Origin of the sequence: Streptomyces mexicanus (assembly GCF_902506575.1) — a bacterium.
GTDB classification, from domain to species: Bacteria; Actinomycetota; Actinomycetes; order Streptomycetales; family Streptomycetaceae; genus Streptomyces; species Streptomyces mexicanus.
Map to the genome: position 1 here is coordinate 6,076,977 of NZ_LR732544.1, position 23,200 is coordinate 6,100,176.

General features: G+C 72.1%; 16 protein-coding genes and 3 pseudogenes. 13 read left to right on the forward strand and 6 right to left on the reverse strand.

Annotated features, from left to right (window positions below):
* The first annotated feature begins 130 nt into the window (after positions 1-130).
* Positions 131-1,264 (forward strand): aromatic ring-hydroxylating oxygenase subunit alpha, encoded by a 1,134-nt coding sequence (locus tag GV126_RS27170; RefSeq protein WP_159671722.1) that lies wholly within the window; start codon positions 131-133, stop codon positions 1,262-1,264.
* Between the two features lie 209 nt (positions 1,265-1,473).
* Here the strand turns inward: GV126_RS27170 and GV126_RS27175 are convergent, their stop codons facing one another.
* Positions 1,474-2,271: an IclR family transcriptional regulator gene (locus GV126_RS27175; RefSeq protein ID WP_159671724.1), complete on the reverse strand. Its 798-nt coding sequence runs from the start codon at positions 2,269-2,271 to the stop codon at positions 1,474-1,476.
* A gap of 156 nt (positions 2,272-2,427) precedes the next feature.
* On the opposite strand from GV126_RS27175, the gene betA reads away from it, so the two are divergent.
* The 11 genes and pseudogenes from betA to GV126_RS27230 form a co-directional block, all read left to right on the forward strand.
* Positions 2,428-4,098 carry a choline dehydrogenase gene (gene betA, locus GV126_RS27180; protein ID WP_159671726.1) on the forward strand — a complete coding sequence of 557 codons (1,671 nt, stop codon included), beginning with the start codon at positions 2,428-2,430 and terminating at the stop codon, positions 4,096-4,098.
* Positions 4,099-4,100: 2 nt separating this feature from the next.
* The gene (locus GV126_RS27185) at positions 4,101-4,934 is read left to right on the forward strand and encodes a methylenetetrahydrofolate reductase (RefSeq protein ID WP_159671729.1); all 834 of its coding nucleotides are present in this window, start codon (positions 4,101-4,103) and stop codon (positions 4,932-4,934) included.
* A gap of 181 nt (positions 4,935-5,115) precedes the next feature.
* Complete coding sequence (locus GV126_RS27190) at positions 5,116-6,585, forward strand: aldehyde dehydrogenase family protein (protein WP_159671731.1); 1,470 nt, start codon at positions 5,116-5,118, stop codon at positions 6,583-6,585.
* A gap of 20 nt (positions 6,586-6,605) precedes the next feature.
* A complete protein-coding gene (locus GV126_RS27195; protein WP_159671733.1) occupies positions 6,606-7,697 on the forward strand; it encodes a quaternary amine ABC transporter ATP-binding protein in 1,092 nt (363 codons plus the stop codon).
* Positions 7,697-9,673 carry an ABC transporter permease gene (locus tag GV126_RS27200; protein WP_159671735.1) on the forward strand — a complete coding sequence of 659 codons (1,977 nt, stop codon included), beginning with the start codon at positions 7,697-7,699 and terminating at the stop codon, positions 9,671-9,673. The genes GV126_RS27195 and GV126_RS27200 overlap by 1 nt, the downstream gene beginning before the upstream one ends.
* A 12-nt stretch (positions 9,674-9,685) precedes the next feature.
* Positions 9,686-10,648 carry an ABC transporter substrate-binding protein gene (locus GV126_RS27205; protein WP_159671737.1) on the forward strand — a complete coding sequence of 321 codons (963 nt, stop codon included), beginning with the start codon at positions 9,686-9,688 and terminating at the stop codon, positions 10,646-10,648.
* Between the two features lie 219 nt (positions 10,649-10,867).
* Complete coding sequence (locus tag GV126_RS27210; RefSeq protein ID WP_159671739.1) at positions 10,868-13,306, forward strand: GcvT family protein; 2,439 nt, start codon at positions 10,868-10,870, stop codon at positions 13,304-13,306.
* A gap of 72 nt (positions 13,307-13,378) precedes the next feature.
* A complete protein-coding gene (locus GV126_RS27215) occupies positions 13,379-13,954 on the forward strand; it encodes a hypothetical protein (RefSeq protein ID WP_159671741.1) in 576 nt (191 codons plus the stop codon).
* On the forward strand, positions 13,951-15,234 hold the full coding sequence (gene glyA, locus GV126_RS27220; RefSeq protein WP_159671743.1) for a serine hydroxymethyltransferase: 1,284 nt from the start codon (positions 13,951-13,953) through the stop codon (positions 15,232-15,234). The genes GV126_RS27215 and glyA overlap by 4 nt, the downstream gene beginning before the upstream one ends.
* Positions 15,231-16,463: a sarcosine oxidase subunit beta family protein gene (locus GV126_RS27225; protein WP_159671745.1), complete on the forward strand. Its 1,233-nt coding sequence runs from the start codon at positions 15,231-15,233 to the stop codon at positions 16,461-16,463. Before glyA ends, GV126_RS27225 begins: the two co-directional genes overlap by 4 nt.
* Positions 16,464-16,474: 11 nt before the next feature.
* A pseudogene (locus tag GV126_RS27230) lies at positions 16,475-16,747 on the forward strand (sarcosine oxidase subunit delta); the annotation flags it as partial.
* Here GV126_RS27230 and GV126_RS27235 read toward each other — a convergent pair.
* Together GV126_RS27235 and GV126_RS27240 are read right to left on the reverse strand one after the other, a co-directional pair.
* Positions 16,747-17,073 (reverse strand): annotated as a pseudogene (locus tag GV126_RS27235) (ABC transporter permease); the annotation flags it as partial. The pseudogenes GV126_RS27230 and GV126_RS27235 overlap by 1 nt on opposite strands.
* Positions 17,074-17,399: 326 nt before the next feature.
* On the reverse strand, positions 17,400-17,813 hold the full coding sequence (locus tag GV126_RS27240) for a globin (protein WP_159671746.1): 414 nt from the start codon (positions 17,811-17,813) through the stop codon (positions 17,400-17,402).
* A gap of 137 nt (positions 17,814-17,950) precedes the next feature.
* On the opposite strand from GV126_RS27240, the gene GV126_RS27245 reads away from it, so the two are divergent.
* Positions 17,951-19,090 carry a methyltransferase domain-containing protein gene (locus GV126_RS27245; RefSeq protein WP_236570124.1) on the forward strand — a complete coding sequence of 380 codons (1,140 nt, stop codon included), beginning with the start codon at positions 17,951-17,953 and terminating at the stop codon, positions 19,088-19,090.
* 66 nt (positions 19,091-19,156) lie between these two features.
* On the opposite strand, the gene GV126_RS27250 is transcribed toward GV126_RS27245, so the two are convergent.
* From GV126_RS27250 to GV126_RS27260, 3 genes and pseudogenes are all read right to left on the reverse strand, one after another.
* Positions 19,157-20,638, reverse strand: coding sequence for an FHA domain-containing protein (locus tag GV126_RS27250; protein ID WP_159671748.1), 1,482 nt, complete (start codon positions 20,636-20,638; stop codon positions 19,157-19,159).
* Positions 20,639-20,742: 104 nt separating this feature from the next.
* Positions 20,743-22,092, reverse strand: a complete 1,350-nt coding sequence (locus GV126_RS27255; RefSeq protein WP_159671750.1) for a vWA domain-containing protein — start codon at positions 22,090-22,092, stop codon at positions 20,743-20,745.
* Between the two features lie 146 nt (positions 22,093-22,238).
* Positions 22,239-23,198 (reverse strand): annotated as a pseudogene (locus tag GV126_RS27260) (PP2C family protein-serine/threonine phosphatase); the annotation flags it as partial.
* Positions 23,199-23,200 lie beyond the last annotated feature (2 nt).

Here is a 23,200-nt window from a genome sequence, read left to right on the forward strand (position 1 = left end):
CGCAGTGTTTCTTCCTGCACAACGTCAGTGCGGCGCGTCCCCGCCCCACGCTTCTCGCCCGACGCCGTCAGAAGTCGCTCTTCCCGGCGCGTGACCCACCGACCCACGACGTTCTCCCGAGGAGTGCACCGTGACCTCGACCAGCCTGCCGGACAGCCTGATCGCCACCCTCCCCGGCTCCTCGTACACGGACCCGGACCTCTTCGCCCAGGAACAGGAGCGCATCTTCGAGGCCATGTGGTTCTGCGTCGCGCGCGCCTCGGACCTGCCCAGGCCCGGTGCCTTCCGCACGGTCGACGTGGGCCGCGAGTCCCTCCTCGTCACCCGGGCCCGCGACCATTCGATCCGCGCCTACTTCAACGTGTGCCGGCACCGCGGCGCCAAGCTGTGCACCGAGGAGACCGGCGAGGTCAAGCGCGCCTTCCAGTGCCCCTACCACGCCTGGACCTACGACCTGAACGGCAAGCTCGTCGCCGCGCCCAACCTCACCAAGATGCCCGACGTCGGCCGCACCGAGTACGGCCTGGTCGGCGTCCACGTCCGGGAATGGCTCGGGTACGTCTGGGTGTGCCTGGCGGAGAACCCGCCGTCCTTCGAGGAGGACGTGATCGGCGCCGTCGTGGAGCGCCTCGGCGACGTCCGGGCGATCGAGGCCTACGGCATCGACAACCTCGCGGTGGGCAAGCGGATCGTCTACGACGTGCAGGCGAACTGGAAGCTCATCATCGAGAACTTCATGGAGTGCTACCACTGCGCCACCATTCATCCCGAACTGACCGAGGTCTTGCCGGAGTTCGCGGACGGCTACGCGGCGCAGTACTACGTGGGGCACGGCGCGGAGTTCGGTGAGGAGGTCAAGGGGTTCACCGTCGACGGCTCCGAGGGCCTGGACCGCATACCGGGCGTGTCCGAGGAGCAGGACCGCCGCTACTACGCGATCACCGTCAAGCCGCAGGTGTTCATCAATCTCGTCCCCGACCATGTCATCTTCCACCGGATGTACCCGGTCGCCGTGGACCGCACGGTCGTCGAGTGCGACTGGCTCTACCTGCCCGGCGTGGTCGAGAGCGGCAAGGACGTGGAGCGCTCCGTGGAGCTGTTCCACCGGGTCAACCAGCAGGACTTCGACGCCTGCGAGCGCACCCAGCCCGGCATGAGCTCGCGGCTGTACGCCAAGGGCGGCGTGCTCGTGCCCAGCGAGCACCACATCGGCGCCTTCCACGCATGGGTGCACGAGCGGCTCGGTACACGGCAGCCGGAGTGAGCGAGGGGCCGACGAGGGGCGGGGAGCGGCGAAAGGCCGGCCGTGGCCCGCGCGGGGGGCGTACGCGGGCCGTGCGGCGGTCGTGCCCCGGGCGGAGACCCGGGAGGATGTGCGGCGGCCGTACTCCGGACGGGCGGACCGGACCGATGTGCGGAGGTCATCTTCCGAACGGGCGACCCGGGAGGGTGTGCGGCCGGCGGTCCGGGCGTTCAGCCCAGGTAGCCCATCCGGTGGCTGATCTCCTCCGCACCCGCGACCAGCACCGGAGCCAGCTCGTGCATCCGGTCCTCGGTGAAGCGGTAGGAGGGCCCGGAGGCGCTGATCGAGGCGATGACCCGGCCCTCCCGGTCGCGGATCGGGGCGGCCATCGCGTGCAGGCCGATCTCCAGCTCCTCCAGGGTCCAGGCGTACCCGCGCTCCCGGGCCTGGGCCAGGTTCTTCTCCAGCCGGGCCTTGGAGGAGATGGTGTGCGGGGTCATCTTCTTCAGCCCGGACTCCGTCAGCAGCGCGGAGCGCTCCTTGGCCGGCAGATACGCCAGCATGATCTTGCCGCTGGAGGTGGCGTGCAGCGGGGTGAGCTGGCCGACCCAGTTGTGGGCGGTGACGGCGGCCGTGCCGCGCACCTGGTAGAGGTTGATCGCGTAGTGCTCCTGCATGACGGCGATGTTGACCGTCTCGCCGATCTCCTCGGCCAGGCGCTCGCACACCGGCCGGCTCTGCTGGGTGATGTCGATACGTCCCGTGACCGCGCCGGCCAGGCGCACGATGCCGAAGCCGAGCCGGTATTTGCCGCGCTCGCCCGCCTGCTCCACCAGCCCCCGCGCCTCCAGGGCGCCGAGCAGGCGGAACGCGGTGGACTTGTGCACATCCAGTTCGGCGGCCACCTCGCTGACGCCCGCCTCGCCCCGCTGGGCCAGGATCTCCAGGACGCTGATGGCGCGGTCGACGGACTGCACACCCCCGGACGCTGATCCGCTTGTTCCGTTATCCGGACTGTAGTTGCTCATAGCGGAACTATACGCGCGGTAAACAACGCGCCCGCAACGACATGTGACCGACACCAAAACGTGCAAGTTGCGTTGTCCGCAACCTAGTGCGCAGGGCGACACCCGTACTAGCATCCGTCGCGTCCCGAACGGCGCGACCGAGTGAGACGAGGCACCATGGCTCCCCTTCACTACGACTTCGTCATCGTCGGCGGTGGATCGGCCGGCAGCGCACTGGCCAACCGGCTCTCCGCGGATCCCGCGAACCGTGTCCTCGTCCTGGAAGCGGGCCGGTCCGACTACCCCTGGGACGTCTTCATCCACATGCCCGCGGCGCTGACCTACCCGATCGGCAACCGCTTCTACGACTGGAAGTACGAGTCGGAGCCCGAGCCGCACATGGGCGGCCGCCGCATCTACCACGCCCGCGGCAAGGTGCTCGGCGGCTCCAGCAGCATCAACGGCATGATCTTCCAGCGCGGCAACCCCATGGACTACGAGCGCTGGGCTTCCGGCCCCGGCATGGAGACCTGGGACTACGCCCACTGCCTGCCGTACTTCAAGCGGATGGAGAACTGTCTCGCCGCCGACCCGGACGACGAGTTCCGCGGCCACGACGGCCCCCTCGTCCTGGAGCGCGGCCCGGCCACCAACCCGCTGTTCGGTGCCTTCCTCAAGGCCACCCAGGAAGCCGGCTACGCACCCACCGACGACGTCAACGGCTACCGGCAGGAGGGGTTCGCCAAGTTCGACCGCAACGTCCACCGCGGGCGCCGGCTCTCGGCCTCCAAGGCATCCCTCAAACCCGCCATGAAGCGGCCGAACCTCACCGTGACCACGCGGGCCTTCGTCACCCGCGTGCTGTTCCAGGGCAAGCGCGCCGTCGGCGTCGAGTACCGGCGCGGACGCGGGGCGCCGCAGCAGGTCCGGGCCGGCGAGGTGATCCTGTGCGGCGGCGCGATCAACTCCCCGCAGCTGCTGCAGCTCTCCGGCGTCGGCAACGCCGCCGAGCTGTCCGCGCTCGGCATCGACGTCGTCCACGACCTGCCGGGCGTCGGCGAGAACCTCCAGGACCACCTGGAGGTCTACGTCCAGTACGCGTGCCGGCAGCCGGTGTCCATGCAGCCGTACCTGGCGAAGTGGCGCGCCCCCTTCATCGGGCTGCAGTGGCTGATGCGCAAGGGACCGGCGGCCACCAACCACTTCGAGGCCGGCGGGTTCGCCCGCAGCAACGACGACGTCGAGTACCCCAACCTGATGTTCCACTTCCTGCCCGTCGCGGTCCGCTACGACGGCTCCTCCCCGGCCGGTGGCCACGGCTACCAGGTGCACGTGGGCCCCATGTACTCCGACGCCGTCGGCTCGGTGAAGATCAAGAGCCGGGACCCGCGCGTGCACCCCGCCCTGCGCTTCAACTACCTGTCCACCGAGCAGGACCGCCGCGAGTGGGTCGAGGCCATCCGGGTCGCCCGCCGGATCCTCGACCAACCCGCTCTCGCTCCCTTCAACGGCGGCGAGATCTCGCCCGGCCCGTCCGTCCAGACCGACGAGGAGATCCTCGCCTGGGTGGCCAAGGAGGGCGAGACCGCCCTGCACCCCTCGTGCACCTGCAAGATGGGCACCGACGAGATGTCCGTCGTCGACCCGCTCAGCATGAAGGTGCACGGCATGGAAGGCCTGCGCGTGGTCGACGCCTCGGTGATGCCGTACGTCACCAACGGCAACATCTACGCCCCCGTGATGATGGTCGCCGAGAAGGCGGCCGACCTCATCCTCGGCAAGGAGCCGCTGGAGCCCTCCAAGGCCGTCTACTACCGCCACCGCGACGCCCAGAAGCAGGCAGGGTAGCCGTGTCCGCCGAGGCCGTGCGGTCGCTGCTCGGCCGGGTGCGCTACGAGGTGCTGCCGGCGAGGACGACCGAGGAGAAGGTCCTCGCCCACGTCCCGCGTGACGTCGTGGTCACCGTCACGGCGTCGCCGGTCAAGGGCCTTGAGCCGACGCTCGCGCTCACCGAGCGGCTCGCCGCCCACGGCTTCCGGGTCGTCCCGCACGTGCCCGCACGGCTGCTGCGGGACGACACGCACCTGAAGGACGTGGCCGAGCGGCTGCGTGAAGCCGGCGTCGACGACGTCTTCGTGCCCGCCGGCGACGCCGACCCGCCGGCCGGGCCGTACCACGGCGCCCTGCCGGTACTGCGCCGGCTGAGCGAGCTGGGCGCGCCCTTCGCGCGGACGGGCATCACCGGCTACCCCGAGAGCCATCCGTTCCTGCACGACGACATCACCGTCCAGGCGATGTGGGACAAGCGGGCGCACGCCACCTACATCGTCAGCAACCTGTGCTTCGATCCCCGCGTGCTCGGCGACTGGATCGCCCGTATACGGCGCCGCGACGTCATCCTGCCGGTGTACGTCGGGGTCGCCGGGCCCGTGCAGCGGGCCAAGCTGCTCGCCATGGCGACGAAGATCGGGGTGGGGGAGTCGACGCGCTTCCTCACCCGGCACGCCGCGTGGTTCGCGCGGTTCGCCGCGCCCGGCGGGTACACGCCCCACACGCTCCTCTCCCGCGCCGCACCGGTGCTCACCGCACCGTCGGCGGGTGTGGCCGGACTGCACCTGTTCACCTTCAACCAGATCGCGGAGACCGAGCGGTGGCGCCGCGCGCTCCTCGACCGCCTCGGCTGACACATGTCACCGGCGCGACACACAGCCGCCGTCCAGGTGTGACGCACGGTCGCACACCCTGGTCCGCCCCGGGAAACCGGCCTTGGCAGACCTCTTGACGGGTGTCCGCCGATTCGGTCAGGGTGTTCCACCACAAGCAATCGAATGCACAATGCGCAACGAAATCCTGAAGGGTCGGCGCATGGCGGATCTGTATGTGGACGGAGAATGGCGGGCCCCCGTGGCCGGCGGGCAGCGGGAGATCCGCTGCCCGGCGGACGGCACGCTCGTCGCGACGGTCTCGGAGGCCACCCGCCCCGACACCGAGGCGGCGATCGCGGCGGCACGGCACGCCTTCGACGCCGGCCCCTGGCCCCACACCCCCGAACGCGAGCGCGGCGCCCTGCTGCTGCGCACCGCCGACATCCTGGAGGGCGACGCGAAGGACTTCGCCCGCGCCGAGTCCCTCGACACCGGCAAGCGCCTGGTGGAGAGCGAGTACGACATCGCCGACGTCGTCTCCTGCTTCCGCTACTACGGCGGCATCGCCGGCACCGACGCGGGCCGGGTCGTCGACACCGGCCGCGACGACGCCGTCAGCCGGGTCACCTACGAGCCGGTCGGCGTCTGCGCACTGATCACCCCCTGGAACTACCCGCTGCTCCAGGCCTCGTGGAAGGTCGCCCCGGCCCTGCTGGCCGGAAACACGATCGTCCTCAAGCCCAGCGAGCTGACCCCCTCCACCGCCATCCTGCTGATGAAGGCCCTTCAGGAGGCGGGACTGCCGGCCGGCGCCGCCAACCTCGTCCTCGGCGCCGGAGCCGAGGCGGGCGCCCCGCTGGCCGAGCACCCGGGCGTCGACATGGTCTCCTTCACCGGCGGCCTGGACACCGGCCGGCGCATCATGGCCACCGCCGCCGCGACGGTGAAGAAGGTCGCGCTGGAGCTCGGCGGCAAGAACCCCAACGTCGTCTTCGCCGACGCCGACTTCGAGGCAGCCGTGGACTTCGCGCTCACCGCCGTCTTCCTGCACCCCGGGCAGGTCTGCTCGGCCGGCGCCCGCCTCGTCGTCGAGGACACGATCCACGACGCCTTCGTCGACGAGGTCGTCCGCCGCGCCCGGCGCATCCGCCTCGGCGGCCCCTTCGACCCCGAGGCGGAGACCGGCGCGCTGATCTCCGCACAGCACCGCGAGAAGGTCGAGGCGTACGTCGCCGCCGGCCTCGCCGAGGGCGCCGTCCTGCGCTGCGGCGGGGCCCGTCCCGACGACCCCGCCCTCCAGCGGGGCTTCTACTACCTGCCCACCGTCCTCGACGCGTGCACGCAGGACATGCGCGTGGTCCACGAGGAGTCCTTCGGCCCCGTGCTCACCGTCGAGCGCTTCCACGACGAGGACGACGCGGTCCGCATCGCCAACGACACCGAGTACGGACTCGCCGGAGCCGTCTGGACGCAGGGCGCCGGAAAGGGCCAGCGCGTCGCGCGCCGACTGCGCCACGGCACCGTATGGATCAACGACTACCACCCCTACGTACCGCAAGCCGAATGGGGCGGCTTCGGCCACTCCGGCGTGGGCCGCGAGCTGGGTCCGACCGGCCTCGCCGAGTACCGAGAACCCAAGCACGTCTGGCAGAACATCCAACCCCGGCCGCAGCACTGGTTCAGCGGCTGAACGCCGAAAAGAGGTCGAACATGACCACAGCACAGACCGAGGTGCCGCACTGGCGCCGCACGTCCCAGAACCCCGAGGACCGCACCCCGGTCATCTCCGTGCGCCGGCTGTGGAAGGTGTTCGGGCCCAAGGCCGAGCAGGTGCCGCAGTCCGAGGAACTGTGCGGGCTGAGCCGCCGCGAGCTCATGGACCGCACCGGGTGCACCGCCGCCGTGCGCGACGTGGACTTCGAGGTGTCGCCCGGTGAGGTCTTCGTCGTCATGGGCCTGTCCGGCTCCGGCAAGTCCACCCTGGTGCGCTGCCTGACCCGGCTGATCGAACCCACCTCCGGCGAGGTCGTCTTCGAGGGCGAGGACATCCGCGGCGCCGACGCCAGGCGGCTGCGCGAACTGCGGCGCCGCAAGTTCTCCATGGTCTTCCAGCACTTCGGCCTGCTGCCGCACCGCAAGGTCGTGGAGAACGTGGCCTTCGGCCTGGAGATCCGCGGCATGGGCCGCGGCGAGCGCATGCGGCGCGCCCGCGAGGTCGTCGAACTCGTCGGCCTCGCCGGCTACGAGAACTCCTACCCCGACCAGCTCTCCGGCGGTATGCAGCAGCGCGTGGGCCTCGCCCGCGCCCTGGCCGGCGACCCGGAGGTCCTCTTCTTCGACGAGCCGTTCTCCGCGCTCGACCCGCTGATCCGCCGCGACATGCAGAACGAGGTCATCCGGCTGCACCACGAGGTCGGCAAGACGATGGTGTTCATCACCCACGACCTCTCCGAGGCGCTCAAGCTCGGCGACCGCATCCTGATCATGCGGGACGGCAAGATGGTCCAGTGCGGCACCGGTGACGAACTCGTCGGCGCCCCCGCCGACGACTACGTACGGGACTTCGTCCAGGACGTGCCCCGCGGCGACGTGCTCACTCTGCGCTGGATCATGCGCCCCGCGCAGGACGACGACGCCCTCGACGGCCCCGAACTCGGCCCGGACGTCGTGGTGCGCGAGGCGACCCGCGCGGTGCTCGCCGCCGAGAAGCCGGCCAAGGTCGTCGAGAACGGCAAGCTGCTCGGCATCGTCGGCGACGAGGAGATCCTCGCCGTCGTCGCCGGACAGCAGGGCGGTGCGTGATGGCCGCCGTCGCCGACACGAGCGGGCCGGTGGCGACCTGGCGCCAGAAGGTCACCCGTCCGATGGCGGTGGGGGCGATCCTGGTCGCCTGGCTGGTGCTCTTCGCCGTGCTGCGCGGCCGGCAGACCCTCACCCTCGCCGCCGCCGACCTCACCTCCCTGCACCGCTGGCTCAACGACGTCAACGACACCGTCGGGGCCGGCCGCGACTCCAACCCGCTCTTCCTGTACTTCTTCAACGAGATCCGCCTGGCCATCGACCACCTCGTCACCTTCGTCCAGTCGCTGATCTCCCAGCCCACCGCGGGCCGCCCGGTCCCGCAGATCGGCTGGCTCGGCGTGGTCGGCATCGCGGGCTACCTGTCCTGGGCGGTGGGCAACTGGCGGGTCGCCCTGCTGGCCGTCGCCGGCTTCACCTTCTTCGGTCTGCAGGGCCTGTGGCAGGAGTCCATGGACACCCTCGCGCTGACGCTGTCGGCGGTCCTGGTGGCCCTGCTCATCGGCATCCCGCTGGGTGTGTGGGCCGGTCTCTCCGACCGATGCAACAAGATCATGACGCCGTTCCTGGACTTCATGCAGACGATGCCGACCTTCGTCTACCTGGCCCCGCTCACCCTGGTCTTCCTCATCGGCGGCGCCTCCGCCGTGATCACCACCGTGATCTACGCGGCTCCGCCCGCCATCCGCATCACCGCGCACGCCATCCGCTCCGTGCCCGCCACCACCGTCGAGGCCGCCGACTCGCTCGGCACCACCCGCCGGCAGCAACTGCTCAAGGTGCTGCTGCCGCTGTCCCAGCGCACCGTCGTCATGGGCGTCAACCAGACCATCATGGCCGCCCTCGCCATGGTCACCATCGCCGCGCTGATCGACGCGCCCGGCCTCGGCAAGACCGTCGTGCAGGCCCTGCAGTCGCTGGACGTGGGCACCGCCTTCAACGCGGGCCTCGCCATCGTCGTCATGGCCATCGTGCTCGACCGGGTCACCACCGCGGCGGCCGGCCGCGCCGACACCGCGCGACGCACCGGCGGCGCCCTCGTCCGCTGGCGCCGGCCGCTGCTCGCGGCGGGCGGCATCGGCACCGCGTTCCTCGTCTACGTCTCCCACACCTACGTCTACGCCGCCGAGTTCCCCGGCGACGGCACCGCCGGCACGCACATCGCGAGCTGGGCCGACACCGCGACCACCTGGCTCCAGGACCACCTGTCGGGCCTGACGAACGCGGCGCGGGACGTCATCACCTACGGCCTGCTCAACCCCTTCCAGACACTGCTCACCGACTCCCCGTGGTGGCTGGTCGGCCTCACCCTGGTCGCGCTCGGCGCGGTGCTCGGCGGCCGGCGCGCCGCGGTGACGGCCGCGGTGTGCGTGGGCTTGCTCGTCGGCACGGGCCTGTGGTCGGACGGCATGACCACGCTGGCCTCCACGGCGGTGGCCACGGTGCTGGTGATGCTGCTCGGCGCGGTGTTCGGCGTGTGGATGGGGCGCAGCGCGCTGGTCGACCGGCTCGTGCGGCCCACCCTGGACGCCGCACAGGTCATGCCGCCGTTCGTCTATCTGGTGCCGTTCCTGGCGCTGTTCGGCGCCACCCGGTTCACCGCGATCGTCGCGGCCGTCGTCTACGCGGCGCCCGTCGCCATCAAGATCATCGCGGACGGGGTGCGCAACGTGCCCGAGTCCACCGTGGAGGCGACCACCTCGGTCGGCTGCACCACCTGGCAGATCATCACCAAGGTGCAGTTGCCCGTGGCCCGCGGCGCGCTGACGCTGGCGACCAACCAGGGGCTGATCTACGTGCTGTCGATGGTCGTGGTGGGCGGCCTGGTGGGCGCGGGCGCCCTCGGCTACGACGTCGTGGCCGGATTCTCACAAGGACAGCTGTACGGCAAGGGGCTGGCGGCAGGGCTCGCCATCGTCCTGCTGGGCGTCATGTTCGACCGGATCACGCAGGCTGCGGCGCGACGCACCAGGGCATAAGGAGCACCACACATGGCACGACACTGGCGAGCCGGTGCGGCCGGCCTGACCGTCCTCGGGCTGGCCCTCACCGGGTGCGTGGGAGCGAAGGTCGGCGACACCGCGGCCGGCGCGAAGAACGCGGACGGCTCGTGCGGCACGTTCAACCTGGCCGTCAACCCGTGGGTGGGCTATCAGGCCGACGCGGCGGTCGTCGCGTACGTGGCGCAGCACGACCTCGGCTGCAAGGTCACCAAGAAGAACCTGAAGGAGGAGATCGCCTGGCAGGGCTTCGGCACCGGTGAGGTCGACGCCGTCCTGGAGAACTGGGGCCACGACGACCTGAAGAAGAAGTACATCACCGACCAGAAGACCGCCGTCTCGGCGGGGCAGACCGGCAACAAGGGCGTCATCGGCTGGTGGGTGCCGCCGTGGCTGGCCAAGGCCCATCCGGACATCACCGACTGGAGAAACCTGAACAAGTACGCCGCGAACTTCCGCACCTCGGAGTCCGGCGGCAAGGGCCAGCTGCTCGACGGCGACCCGTCCTACGTCACCAACGACGCGGCGCTGGTGACCAACCTGAAGCTGAACTACAAGGTGGTGTACGCGGGCAGCGAGACCGCGCTGATCCAGGCGTACCGCAACGCCGAGAAGAACAAGCAGTGGCTCATCGGCTACTTCTACGAGCCGCAGTGGTTCATGACCGAGGTGCCGCTGGTCAAGGTCGACCTACCGGCGTACACACCCGGTTGTGACGCGGATGCGGCAAAGATCGCCTGCGACTATCCGGTCTACGGCCTGGACAAGATCGTCAGCGCCCGGTTCGCCCGGTCCGGCAGCCCGGCGTACCAGCTGGTGAAGAACTTCCACTGGACCAACGAGGACCAGAACCTCGTCGCCAAGTACATCGCCGTGAACAAGATGTCGGACGAGGCGGCGGCGAAGAAATGGGTGGACGCCAACCGCGACAAGGTGGAGGCCTGGCTGAAGTGACACGCCCGGCCAGAAGGCCGGTCCGCGATGCCCGGGGGCGGTGCGCACACCTGCGCGCCGCCCGCCGGGCATCGCCGTTTCCGGCCTGTTCCGCGGCCCGTTCTCCGACGTCACGCCACCCCTTGACACCCCTCCTGGCGACAGGCACATTGAGTTGCGCAGCCTGAATCGAGTTGCGCACAAAGCAACTTAAGTGGTCTTGAGTGCGGAGGTTGGGCGATGGCGGGACCCCGAGTGGTGATCATCGGAGCAGGTGTCGTGGGCGCGGCCCTGGCGGATGAGCTCTCCGCCCGCGGCTGGACCGAGGTGACCGTGGTCGACCAGGGCCCCCTCCCGGCCACCGGGGGATCCAGCTCGCACGCCCCGGGCCTGGTCTTTCAGACGAACGCCTCGAAGACGATGACGGAACTCGCGCGCTACACCGTCGAGAAGTTCTCCTCCCTCGAAGTCGACGGCAAGCCGTGCTTCCTGCCGGTGGGCGGCCTGGAGGTGGCGACGAGCCCCGAGCGGCTCGCGGAGATCCGGCGCCGGCACGGCTGGCTGACGTCCTGGGGTGTCGAGTCCCGCCTGCTGAGCCCCGAGGAGTGCGTGGAGCGGCACCCGCTGGTCGACCGGGACAAGATCCTCGGCGGCCTGTTCGTCCCCACCGACGGCATCGCCAAGGCGGTCCTCGCCGTCGAGGCGCAGATCCGCCGGGCCACGGAACGCGGCGTGCGTTTCCTCGCCCGGCACGAAGTGCTCGACATCCGCCGGAGCGACGGCCGCGTCACCGCGGTCGTGACCGACCACGGCGAGATCGACGCCGACATCGTCGTGTGCTGCGCCGGCATCTGGGGCCCGAAGATCGCCCGCATGGTCGGCATGAACCTGCCGCTGACGCCGCTGGCCCACCAGCTCGCCTGGACCGGCCCGGTGCCCGCGCTGGCCGGCCAGACCGAGGAGGCCGTCCGCCCGATCCTGCGCCACCAGGACGCCGACCTGTACTACCGCGACCGCTACGACGGCCTCGGCATCGGCTACTACGGCCACCGCCCCATGCCGGTTGCCGCCGACGACATCCTCTCCGTGGACGAGGCCGAGGAGATGCCCTCGGTGCTGAAGTTCACCGAGGAAGACTTCGCGCCCGCCTGGACCGAGACGCAGTCCCTGCTCCCGGCGACGCGGGAGACGAAGGTCGAGGAGGGCATCAACGGCCTGTTCTCCTTCACCACCGACGGCTACCCGCTGCTCGGCGAGTCCCCGGACGTCAAGGGCTTCTGGGTCGCCGAGGCCGTGTGGGTCACCCACTCCGCGGGCGTCGGCCGGGCCGTCGCCGAATGGCTGGTCGACGGCTACTGCTCCTCCTTCGACCTGCACGAGTGCGACGTCAACCGCTTCGAGCCGCACCAGCTGTCCCCGGAGTACGTCCTGGCCCGCGACTGCCAGAACTTCGTCGAGGTCTACGACATCCTCCACCCCCTGCAGCCGTCCGGTGACCCGCGGCCGATCCGCACCAGCCCCTTCTACGCCCGCCAGCAGGCGCACGGAGCGTTCTTCCTGGAGGCCAACGGCTGGGAGCGCCCCCAGTGGTACGAGGCCAACGCGCCCCTCGTCGAGGGACGGAACATCCCCACGCCCAACGACTGGGCCGCCCGCTACTGGTCCCCGATCGTCGGCGCCGAGGCCCAGGCCACCCGCGAGACCGTCGCGCTGTACGACATGACGGCGCTCAAGCGCCTGGAAGTCACCGGCCCCGGTGCGGCCGCCTTCCTGGAGCGGCTGTGCACCGGCAAGGTCGACAAGTCCGTCGGCTCGGTGACGTACACCCTGCTCCTCGACCACGACGGAGGCATCCGCAGCGACGTCACCGTCGCCCGCCTGGCCCGCGACCGCTTCCAGATCGGCGCCAACGGCAACCTCGACCTCGACTGGCTCACCCGGCACCTGTCCGCCGACGGCACCGTCCAGGTCCGCGACATCACCGCCGGCACCTGCTGCATCGGCCTGTGGGGACCCCTCGCCCGCGAGGTGCTGCAGCCGCTGACCGAGGCGGACTTCTCCAACGACGGGCTGAAGTACTTCCGCGCCCGGCAGGCCTACATCGGCAGCGTCCCGGCGACCGCGCTGCGGCTGAGCTACGTCGGCGAACTCGGCTGGGAGCTGTACACCACCGCCGACCAGGGCCTGAAGCTGTGGGACACGCTGTGGGCGGCGGCCCAGCCGCTCGGCGGGATCATCGCCGGCCGGGGCGCCTTCAACAGCCTCCGCCTGGAGAAGGGCTACCGCTCCTTCGGCACCGACATGACCTACGAGCACGACCCCTACGAGGCCGGCGTCGGCTTCGCCGTCAAACTCGACAAGGACGACTTCATCGGCAAGGCGGCACTCCAGCGGCGCAAGGCCGACGTCCGGCGCAGGCTCACCTGCCTGACCATCGACGACCCGCGGTCCGTCGTCCTGGGCAAGGAACCCGTGTACGACGGCGAGCACGCCGTCGGCTACGTCACCAGCGCCGCCCACGGCTACACCATCGGCAAGGGCATCGCCTACGCCTGGTTGCCCGCTGAACTCGCCGAGCCCGGCACGCGCGTGCACATCGGCTACTTCGACCAGCGGATCGAGGCGGTCGTCGCCGAGGAACCGCTGTTCGACCCGTCCATGTCCCGCCTTCGTGGCTGACCGCGCACACCCGCCCTCGTGGCGGACCGCCCGGACCCCGCCTTCGTGGCCGACCGCGCAGAAGGAACACCGGTGACCGCACTACTCCTGGACGCGAGGGCGACCGCCGCCGCCCTCCGCCGTGAACTCGCCGAGCGCGTGGCCGAGGTGACGGCCACCACCGGCCGCGCACCGGGCCTCGGGACCGGCGTGGACGCACCGCTGCCGTGCACCCCGCGCGGCATCGTCGAACCGCCGCGCCGCCACGACGTGCCGCTCGCCGGAGCGCGGGTGTGCGTCGTCGGCCGCGGCATCACCGTCGGACGGCCCATCGGCCTGCTGCTGACCCACAGGTCCGAGAACGCCACCGTCACCCTGTGCCACACCGGCACCCAGGGCCTGGCCCGGCCCGTGCGCGAGGCGGACGTCGTCGTCGCCGCGGCCGGCTCGCCCGGACTGATCACCAAGGACATGCTGCGCCCCGGCGCGGCCGTCCTGGACGTCGGCATCACCCGCACCGAGCAGGGGCTCGTCGGTGACGTCCACCCGGACGCCGCCGAGGTCGCCGGACGGCTCGCGCCGATGCCGGGAGGAGTGGGAGCCATGACACGGGCGATGTTGCTCGCCAACGTCGTCGAGGCCGTCGAGAGGAACGCCACCACCGTATGAACGCCTTGAACACCCGCCTCGCGGAGCTGGACCCCGAGGTCCACGATGCCCTCCGTGCCGAGCTGCACCGCCAGCAGTCGACCCTGGAGATGATCGCCTCCGAGAACTTCGCGCCCACCGCGGTCATGGAGGCGCAGGGCTCGGTCGCGACCAACAAGTACGCCGAGGGCTACCCCGGCCGCCGCTACTACGGCGGCTGCGAGCACGTCGACGTCACCGAGCGCCTGGCCATCGAGCGCGTGAAGTCCCTGTTCGGCGCGGGCTACGCCAACGTCCAGCCGCACTCGGGTGCGCAGGCCAACACGGCCGTCTTCTTCGCCCTGCTCCAGCCCGGCGACACCGTCCTCGGCCTCGACCTCGCGCACGGCGGTCACCTCACCCACGGCATGCGCCTCAACTACAGCGGCAAGATGCTCGACGTCGTGCCCTACCACGTCTCCGAGCAGGACAACCTCGTGGACATGGACGAGGTGGAGCGCCTCGCCAAGGAGCACCGGCCGAAGATGATCATCGCGGGCTGGTCGGCGTACCCGAGGCAGCTGGACTTCGCGGCCTTCCGCCGGATCGCCGACGAGGTCGGCGCCCTCCTCATGGTGGACATGGCGCACTTCGCCGGTCTGGTCGCCGCCGGACTGCACCCGAGCCCCGTCCCGCACGCCCACGTCGTCACCACGACCACGCACAAGACCCTCGGCGGTCCGCGCGGCGGCGTCATCCTCACCGACGACGCCGACCTCGCCAAGAAGATCAACTCCGCGGTCTTCCCCGGCATGCAGGGCGGCCCGCTGGAGCACGTCATCGCCGCGAAGGCGGTCGCCTTCAAGGTCGCGGCCACGCCCGAGTTCGCCGAACGCCAGGCCCGCACCCTGGCCGGCGCCCACCTCCTCGCCGAGCGCCTGAGCCGCCCCGACGCCGCCGCGGCCGGCGTCAAGGTCCTCACCGGCGGCACGGACGTCCACCTCGTCCTGGTCGACCTGCGGGACTCGCCGCTGGACGGCAAGCAGGCCGAGGACCTCCTCCACCGGATCGGCATCACCGTCAACCGCAACGCCGTGCCCTTCGACCCGCGCCCGCCCATGGTCACTTCCGGCCTGCGCATCGGCACCCCGGCGCTGGCCACCCGAGGCTTCACCGAGGCGGACTTCGCCGAGGTCGCCGACGTGATCGCACTGGCCCTCCAGCCGGAGCCGGACGTGCCGGCGCTGCGCGCCCGCACCAAGGCGCTCGCGGCCAAGCACCCGCTCTACCCGCACCTGACCCACGACGGAGACGCCCGATGAGCCCGCGCACCCCCGGCGCCGACCTCCCCGACCACCCCGACTTCCTGTGGCGCAACCCCGACCCGAAGCCGTCCTACGACGTGATCATCGTGGGCGGCGGCGGACACGGCCTGGCCACCGCGCACTACCTGGCGAAGAACCACGGCATCACCGACGTCGCCGTGCTGGAGAAGGGCTGGCTCGCGGGCGGCAACATGGCCCGCAACACCACGATCATCCGCTCCAACTACCTGTGGGACGAGAGCGCGGGCATCTACGAGCACGCCCTCAAGCTCTGGGAGGGCCTGGAGGAGGAGCTCGACTACCCGATCCTGTTCTCCCAGCGCGGCGTGCTGAACCTCGCCCACAGCCTCCAGGACGTCCGCGACAGCGTCCGCCGCGTCGAGGCCAACCGGCTCAACGGCGTCGACGCCGAGTGGCTGGACGCCGACGGGGTCAAGGACGTCTGCCCGATCGTCAACACCTCGCCCGACGTGCGCTCCCCGGTGCTCGGCGGCACCTACCAGCCGCGCGCCGGCATCGCCAAGCACGACTACGTCGCCTGGGGCTTCGCGCGCTCCGCGGACGCGGCCGGCATCGACATCATCCAGAACTGCGAGGTCACCGGCCTCGATGTGAGCGGCGGCCGGGTCGTCGGCGTCCGGACGACCCGTGGCCCCATCGCCGCCGGCAAGGTCGCCCTGTGCTCGGCCGGACACACCTCGGTGCTCGCCGCGATGGCCGGCATCGACCTGCCCCTCCAGAGCCACCCCCTGCAGGCCCTGGTCTCGGAACTCCTGGAGCCGGTGCACCCGACGGTCGTCATGTCCAACGCCGTCCACGTCTACGTCAGCCAGGCCCACAAGGGCGAGCTGGTGATGGGCGCCGGCATCGACGCGTACAACTCCTACACCCAGCGCGGCGCGTTCCACATCATCGAGGAGCAGATGGCCGCCGCCCTGGAGCTGTTCCCGGTGTTCGCCCGCGCCCACGTGCTGCGCACCTGGGGCGGCATCGTCGATGTCAGCCCCGACGCCTCGCCCATCGTCGGCCTCTCCCCGGTCGACAACCTCTACCTCAACTGCGGCTGGGGCACGGGCGGTTTCAAGGCGACCCCCGGTGTCGGCTGGGTGTACGCCCACACCATCGCCCACGACACGCCCCACCACCTGAACGCCCCCTTCTCGCTCGACCGTTTCACCACCGGCGCGCTCGTCGACGAGCACGGCGCTGCCGCGGTGGCCCACTAGGGAGCCGAACCATGCTGCTCATTTCCTGCCCGTGGTGCGGGCCCCGCGACGAGGCCGAGTTCCACTACGGCGGCCAGGCCCACCTGCCCTACCCGGAGGACCCCGCGGCCCTCACCGACGAGGAGTGGGCGCGGTACCTGTTCTTCCGCGACAACCCCAAGGGCCCGTTCGCCGAACGCTGGAGCCACACGGCCGGCTGCCGCAAGTGGTTCAACGCCATCCGCAACACGGCGACGAACGAGATCCTGGCGATCTACAAGACGGACGAGCCCCGCCCGCAAACCCGGGGGAGGGCGTAGGGGCCGGACCGGGTCAGGGCGCGCACGGTCACCGGCAGCCCGTCGAACGCGGTGCGGGCCTGCCGGCGTACGGCGGCGTCGGCGTCCGCGCGGGCGGCGGGCGGGACGTCGGCCTTGACGACCAGGGTCGTGCCGGCCGCGTTGCGCTCGTCGCGCAGCCAGTGGCGCAGCGCCGCGTCGCCGATCGCCGACGAGTACGCGGTGAGCGTCGCCAGGACGGCCGTGGTCAGCAGGACCGTGAGCAGCGCGGCGGCCAGGAGCAGCCGGTGCGCGCGGGCACGCAGCAGCACCAATCCCGTGAACCCCGCCACCCGGCTCCCCCCGGAAGTTGTCCAGACCTCCCCGCGATGCTGTCAGAGCGGACGGAGCGGGGTAAGCGGGCGGAGACCGAGCTTGATCGGATCGTGACCGGAATCCGGCGCGGACCGACCGGAATGCGGGACTCCTCTGAGCAGGGACACCAGGATGTGCGGCAGGGGCATGTGCCCCGGCTCAGTGGCGTGGGTCCGGCTGGCGCGCGCGTGTTCCGGCTCGGTCATGTGACCGCTCGGCCGCGCATTCCGGATCGGTCGTGTGATCCGGCTCGGCCGCGTGTTCCGGATCGGTCGTGTGATCCGGCTCGGCCGCACGTTCCCGCTCAGTCAGGTGTGTTGACCATCGAGGCGGCGGCGTACGTCAGGTAGTTCCACAGCGTCCGCTCGTGCTCCTCGGACAGGCCCAGCTCGTCGACGGCGGCCCGCATGTGCCGGAGCCACGCGTCGTGCGCGGCCCGGTCGACCCGGAAGGGCGCGTGGCGCATCCGCAGCCGGGGGTGGCCGCGCCGCTCGCTGTAGGTGGTCGGGCCGCCCCAGTACTGCATCAGGAACAGCCGTAGCCGCTCCTCCGCCGGGCCGAGGTCCTCCTCGGGGTACATCGCCCGCAGCTCGGGGTCGTCCGCGACCCCCTCGTAGAAACGGTGGACGAGCCGGCGGAAGGTCTCCTCCCCGCCGACCTGCTCGTAGAAGGTCTGCTCCTGAAGCGTGCCGCGCCGAATCTCATTCACGTGCTCCATGGTCTCAGACACCCGGACGGAGGACTCCCGACTTAGGACCACCCCCGGCCGTCCCGTCCCGCGCCGCCGTGCACGGCGCGGGACGGCAGGGGCGCCCGGTGCTCGCCTCGGGCCGCCTCGCGCAGCACAGTGGAGCCATGGGCGCGCAGGCTGTCGGTGACACAGGCGACACGAGCGGTACGAGCGACATCCGTGACGGCATCCGTGACGGCATCCGTGACGGCATGCGTGACGGCATCCGTGACGGCATGCGTGAGGAGAGCGGAACGGCCGCGCGGGGCACGGCGGGCGACCCGGGCGGTGCGGACGCCGAGAAGTTCGCCGCACTCGCCGCGCGGGCGCGGGCGGCGCTCGTGCGGACGATCGACGCGAGCGGCGCCTGGGAACGCGACCCGGTGTGGCGGGAGGCGTTCGCGGCGGTGCCGCGCCACCTGTTCGTGCCGTACTACTACGTCGCCGTGGCGGGCGGCTACGAACGCCGCTGGGGCGAGAGCCCCGACCCCGGGGCGCGCGAACGCTGGCTGCGCGGCGCGTACGCCGACGTCCCGCTGGCCACGCGGCTGCGCGACGGCGAACTGATCTCCTCCAGCAGCCAGCCCTCGCTGATGGCGAAGATGCTCGCCGCGCTGGAGATCGAGGACGGCCACCGGGTGCTGGAGATCGGCGCGGGCACCGGTTACAACGCCGCCCTGCTCGCCCACCGCCTCGGCGACGACGACCTGGTCACCACCGTCGATCTGGACCCGGAGATCACCGAGTCGGCGCGCCGGCACCTGGCCGCCGCCGGACACCACCCGGCGGTGGTGACGGGCGACGGCGCGCGCGGGGTCCCCGAACGCGCCCCCTACGACCGGATCATCGCCACCTGCGCGCTGCCCTCGATCCCGCGCGCCTGGCTCGCCCAGTGCGCCCCGGGCGGCCGGATCCTCACGCCCATCGCCACCGGCCTGGTGGTGCTCACCGTGGAGGACGCCGCACACGCCGAGGGGCGCTTCCTGGACACCCCCGCCTACTTCGTGCCGTTGCGCGGCGGGGGCCGGCCCGCCCCGCCGGCGCCACGGCTGGCGGGTGTGCCGGCCCATGCCCGCGAGGACGAGCTGTTCCGCTTCCTGCCGGCCGTCAGCGGCGGCCGGCTCGACGGGCGGGCGGCCTACGAGCTGTGGTGGCGCGAGGGCCGCCCGCCGCGCGAGCGCTACGGCATCACCGTGCGCGGCGCGCAGGCCTGGGCGTGGCTGGACAGCCCGCAGGGGCCGCACACCTGGCCCCCGCCGGACTGACCCGCCGGGACCGGCGCGGGACCGGACCGCGTGGCGCGCCCGAGGCCCGAGCGCGCCGGACGGTGCTCAGCCCCGCCGGATGGTGATGGTCGTCCACGCGCCGACGTGCACCCGGTCGCCGTCCTGCAGCGGCACCGGCACGAACGGCTGGATCGGCTCGTCCGAGCCGTTGACCGTCGTGCCGTTGGTCGAGTTCTGGTCGACCACCGCCCAGCTGCCGTCCGGCTGCTGGACCAGCACGGCGTGCTGGTGCGAGACGCCCGGGTCCTCCGGCGGCACCGACAGGTCGATGTCGGGGGTGTCGCCGGTGGAGTGCCGGCGGCGGCCGATGGTGACCTGGTTGCCGGTGAGCGTGCGCTGCTGCTCCGGCGAGTACGCGGGCAGGTTCAGGCCCGCGGCCTCCGGCCCCGAGCGCTGCATCATCGCCATGAAGTACTCGCGGTCCGGGCCGATCGTCGCCGTCCAGGTCGCCGGCTGCTGGGGCTGCTGGGGCTGGTGCGGCTGCTGCGGCTGCTGGGTCTGCTGCGGGAACGGTGGACCGGGCGGGGCCTGGGTGGCGCCGGGCTGCGGGTAGCCGTAGCCACCGCCGGCACCCGGACCACCGGAACCGCCCGGGCCACCGGGACCGCCGGGGCCGGACGGGCCCGTGGAGGACGGCGGGGAGAGCACCCAGTCGTCACCGCCGAAGGACGGGCCGCCGGGCTGCGGCCGGCTCCGCTCCTGCGGGAACGGCGGCGCGGGCGGCGCACCGGCCGGCTGGAAGGACTGCGGAGCGCCCCCCGGACCGCCGGGACCACCCTGACCGCCCGGCGCGCCGGGACCACCCGGGCCAGCGGGTCCGGGCGGCGGCGGCACGGGCCGCGACGGGTCCGGGCCGAACCCACCGGGTCCACCACCGGGACTGCCCGGCCCACCGGGACCGCTACCGAAGCCCGCAGGGCCTCCAGGGCCGCCGGGCGCGCCCGTGCGGCCGGAGGGCTCGGCGCCGAAGGGCGGGCCCGGGGGGATCGGCTCGGCGGGCCGGTTCACCTGGGACGGACGCGAACCCTGGTAGTCGAAGGAGTCACCGCCGAAGGACGGCCCCGAGGGCGGGCCGGGCGGCTGCGGGAAGCGCGGACCCGGACCACCAGGCCCGTTCGGTCCGCCGGGACCACCAGGTCCGTTCGGTCCGCCGTGACCACCCGGGCCGGGCGCCGGCGGGCGCGGTGCGGCCGGGGTGTACGAGGTGGCCGTGTTCGTGAGGAAGTTCCACCGGCACTCCTCGCAGAACGGCGCACCGCCCTCGCGGGGCGTGCGGCACTGCGGGCACAGCTGCGGCTCGGCGCCGGGGCCGCCCGGACCGCCGCCGAAGCCCCCGCGGCCGGGGCCACCGGGACCACCGGGTCCGTTCGGTCCGCCGGGGCCACCCGGTCCCGGGGCCGGCGGGAAGCCGTAGCCGCCCACCGGGGGCGGCGGGGGAGGTGGCGGCACGGCACCGGCCATGCGGTGACCGCAGACCTCGCACCAGTCGTCGGAACCCGACTGGTGTCCGTTCGGGCAGGTCGGCATGTCGGCGCTTCCCCCTCTCCTTTCCGGCCCGTTCGACCGGATTTCTCCAACCCCGAGGGGCCAGGCTCGCTGTCTTCGCTGTCGTCTTGTGTTGTCTTGCGGCACTACTTCTTTACACGAACCGTCTTGGTGGACCGTGTCTCGAGAGTCATCTCGTCGGCCTCCGCGACCTTCGCCTTCAGTCGCACAGTACCTGTCGCGGCGTCGACCACGTCCACCACCTTCGCAAGCAGTTTCGCAGTATCCGCGTTTCCGGAGGCGCCGGCGAGCTGAACCGCCCGGCCCAGTTTGGCCGTTGCTCCATCGATATCGCCCGCTTTGCGAAGATCGAGCCCCTGTTGGATGACCCGGGCCAGTTCGGCCTGGCCGGTGTAGTGGGCGACCTGCGGGTTGATGGCGGTGGAGGCGGCCATGTCGTCGGTCCACACGGCCCGTACGAGGCCCTGGGCGCCCAGGTTCTGTACGGCCCCTCCGGTTCGGGGCACCACCAGCGAGACCCGGGCGGCGAGCATCTCCTGCCCGACGTGCGCCACGGGGACCCGCACGCACAGGTGGTAGTCGCGGGACTCGTCGCCCCACGAGCCGGTCGGGTAGTCCCCGGCGCGCGGCCCGGCCTCGATGCGGCGGTCGGTCAAGTCCTCGACGGTGGGAGCGACTTGCTTGAGGAACGTGAGGGTCGTGCCGACAGGTGTCCACACCCGCAGGGCGACGTCCGCGACCCCCTTGCCCATCGCCGTCTCCATCATCCGCGTGAAGTCGGCGGCCAAGCCCGCCGGGTCGGCGACGATGTCGGCGGTGCCGAGCAACGCGGAGGCGATCCCTGTGACTTCTTTCACGTCCCAGTCGGTGCCCACGCCGCGGGCGTCACAGGTGAACCGGCCGGCGCACGCCTGAAGGGTCGCCCGCAGGTCCTCGGGCGACTCGTGCTCGTTGCGGCCGTCGGTGAGCAGGATGCCGTGCCGGATGGCGACGTCCGCCGAGGACAGCAGCCGGTCGGCCAGGCGCAGCCAGGTGCCGATGGCCGTGCCGCCGCCCGCGCCGAGCCTGCGCAGCGCCGCCTTGGCCTGGGCGCGGGTGGTGGCGTCGGCGACCGCGAGCCGGCCGCCGCCCGGGTAGATCTCGCCGGCCTGGTGCGTGCCGGCGACCACGGCGAAGTGCACGCCGTCGCGCAGGGTGTCCACCGCGGCCGCGGTGGCGTCCCGGGCGCCCCGCATCTTGGTCGGCGGGTAGTCCATCGAACCGGAGCAGTCCACCATGATCACCACGGCCGCCGACGGGCCCTGGCCGGGCGCGGCGTACTGGTCCGGGGCCGTCACCGCGCCGCCGGCGGTGCCGCCGCCGGTCGCGGTGACCGTGACGATCGCGTTGATCTCCCGGCCGCCCTCGGGCAGGTACTCGTTCTGGTACACCTCGACCGAGAACCGCGGCACGCTGGACTTCGAGAAGTTGGCCATGCTGTCCCAGATCCCCCTTCGGGCCCGCGTGGGCGGGGCCGGCGACTGTGGACGGACCGGTCCCCTCCGGTCCGCCGGAGCTTCCCCGTGAGGAGGTCCCGCCCGGGCGCCGCATCCCGTCCCGTGCCGCGCCCCGGCGTGCGTCCTCAGGCGGATCCTGCCCCGTGCGGCACGGCGGGGAACGGCACGAGGGCCACTGTTACGTTGTCGTGGCCCCCGCCGTCCAGGGCGTGGCCGACCAGCACGCGGGCCGCGTGCAGCGGCCGTGCGGCGGCGTCCGGGGGGAGCACCTCGGCCATCTCCTCGGCCGTCTCGGCGTAGTTCCACAGCCCGTCGGTGCACACCACGACCACGCCCGGCCGGTCCGGCTCGAACGAGGCCGTGTGCGGCTCCAGTTCGTAGGCGTCCGCGCCGAGCCAGCCGGTGATGGCGTGGGCGCGTTCGTCGGCGTAGGCCTGTGCCTCGCTCATCAGGCCCGCGGCGACCATCTGCGCCGCCCAGGAGTCGTCCTCGGTCAGCCGGGCCGGGGGCGCGGAGCGGTCGGCGGGCACCCAGTAGGCGCGGCTGTCGCCGACCCAGCCGACGACCAGCAGACCGGGGGTGACCACCGCGCCGACCAGGGTGCAGGCCGGGGCGTTGTGGTGCGGGGCGTGCTCGCGGGCCGAGGCCGGCTCCTCGGCCAGCGCGTCCACCGCCTGCGCGGCGGCGACGATCGCCTCGTGCATGGCCTGCTGCGGGTGCGTGCCCCGGGGCAGGGCGGCGAGCAGGAGCTCGGTGGCCGTGCGGGAGGCGGCGAGGGAGGCCTCGTCGGGGCGGGTCGCCGAGGAGACGCCGTCGCAGACGATCGCCACGGCCGCCGGCGAGCCGTCGGGCAGCGTGGCGCGGCCGACGGCGAAGGCGTCCTCGTTGCGGTGGTGGCGCAGGCCCCGGTCGCTGACCGCGGCGAGCGGGCCCGACTCCTGCTCCATGTGGTCGCGTTCCCGCGGCTGGGCGTGCCCGCAGTGCTCGCAGTAGCCGTCGCCGTCCACCCGGCCGGCGCGGCAGGCCACGCACACGGCCTGGGGCTGGTCCGGGGTGGCGGCCGCGGTGCGCGGGTCGGGGGGTTCGG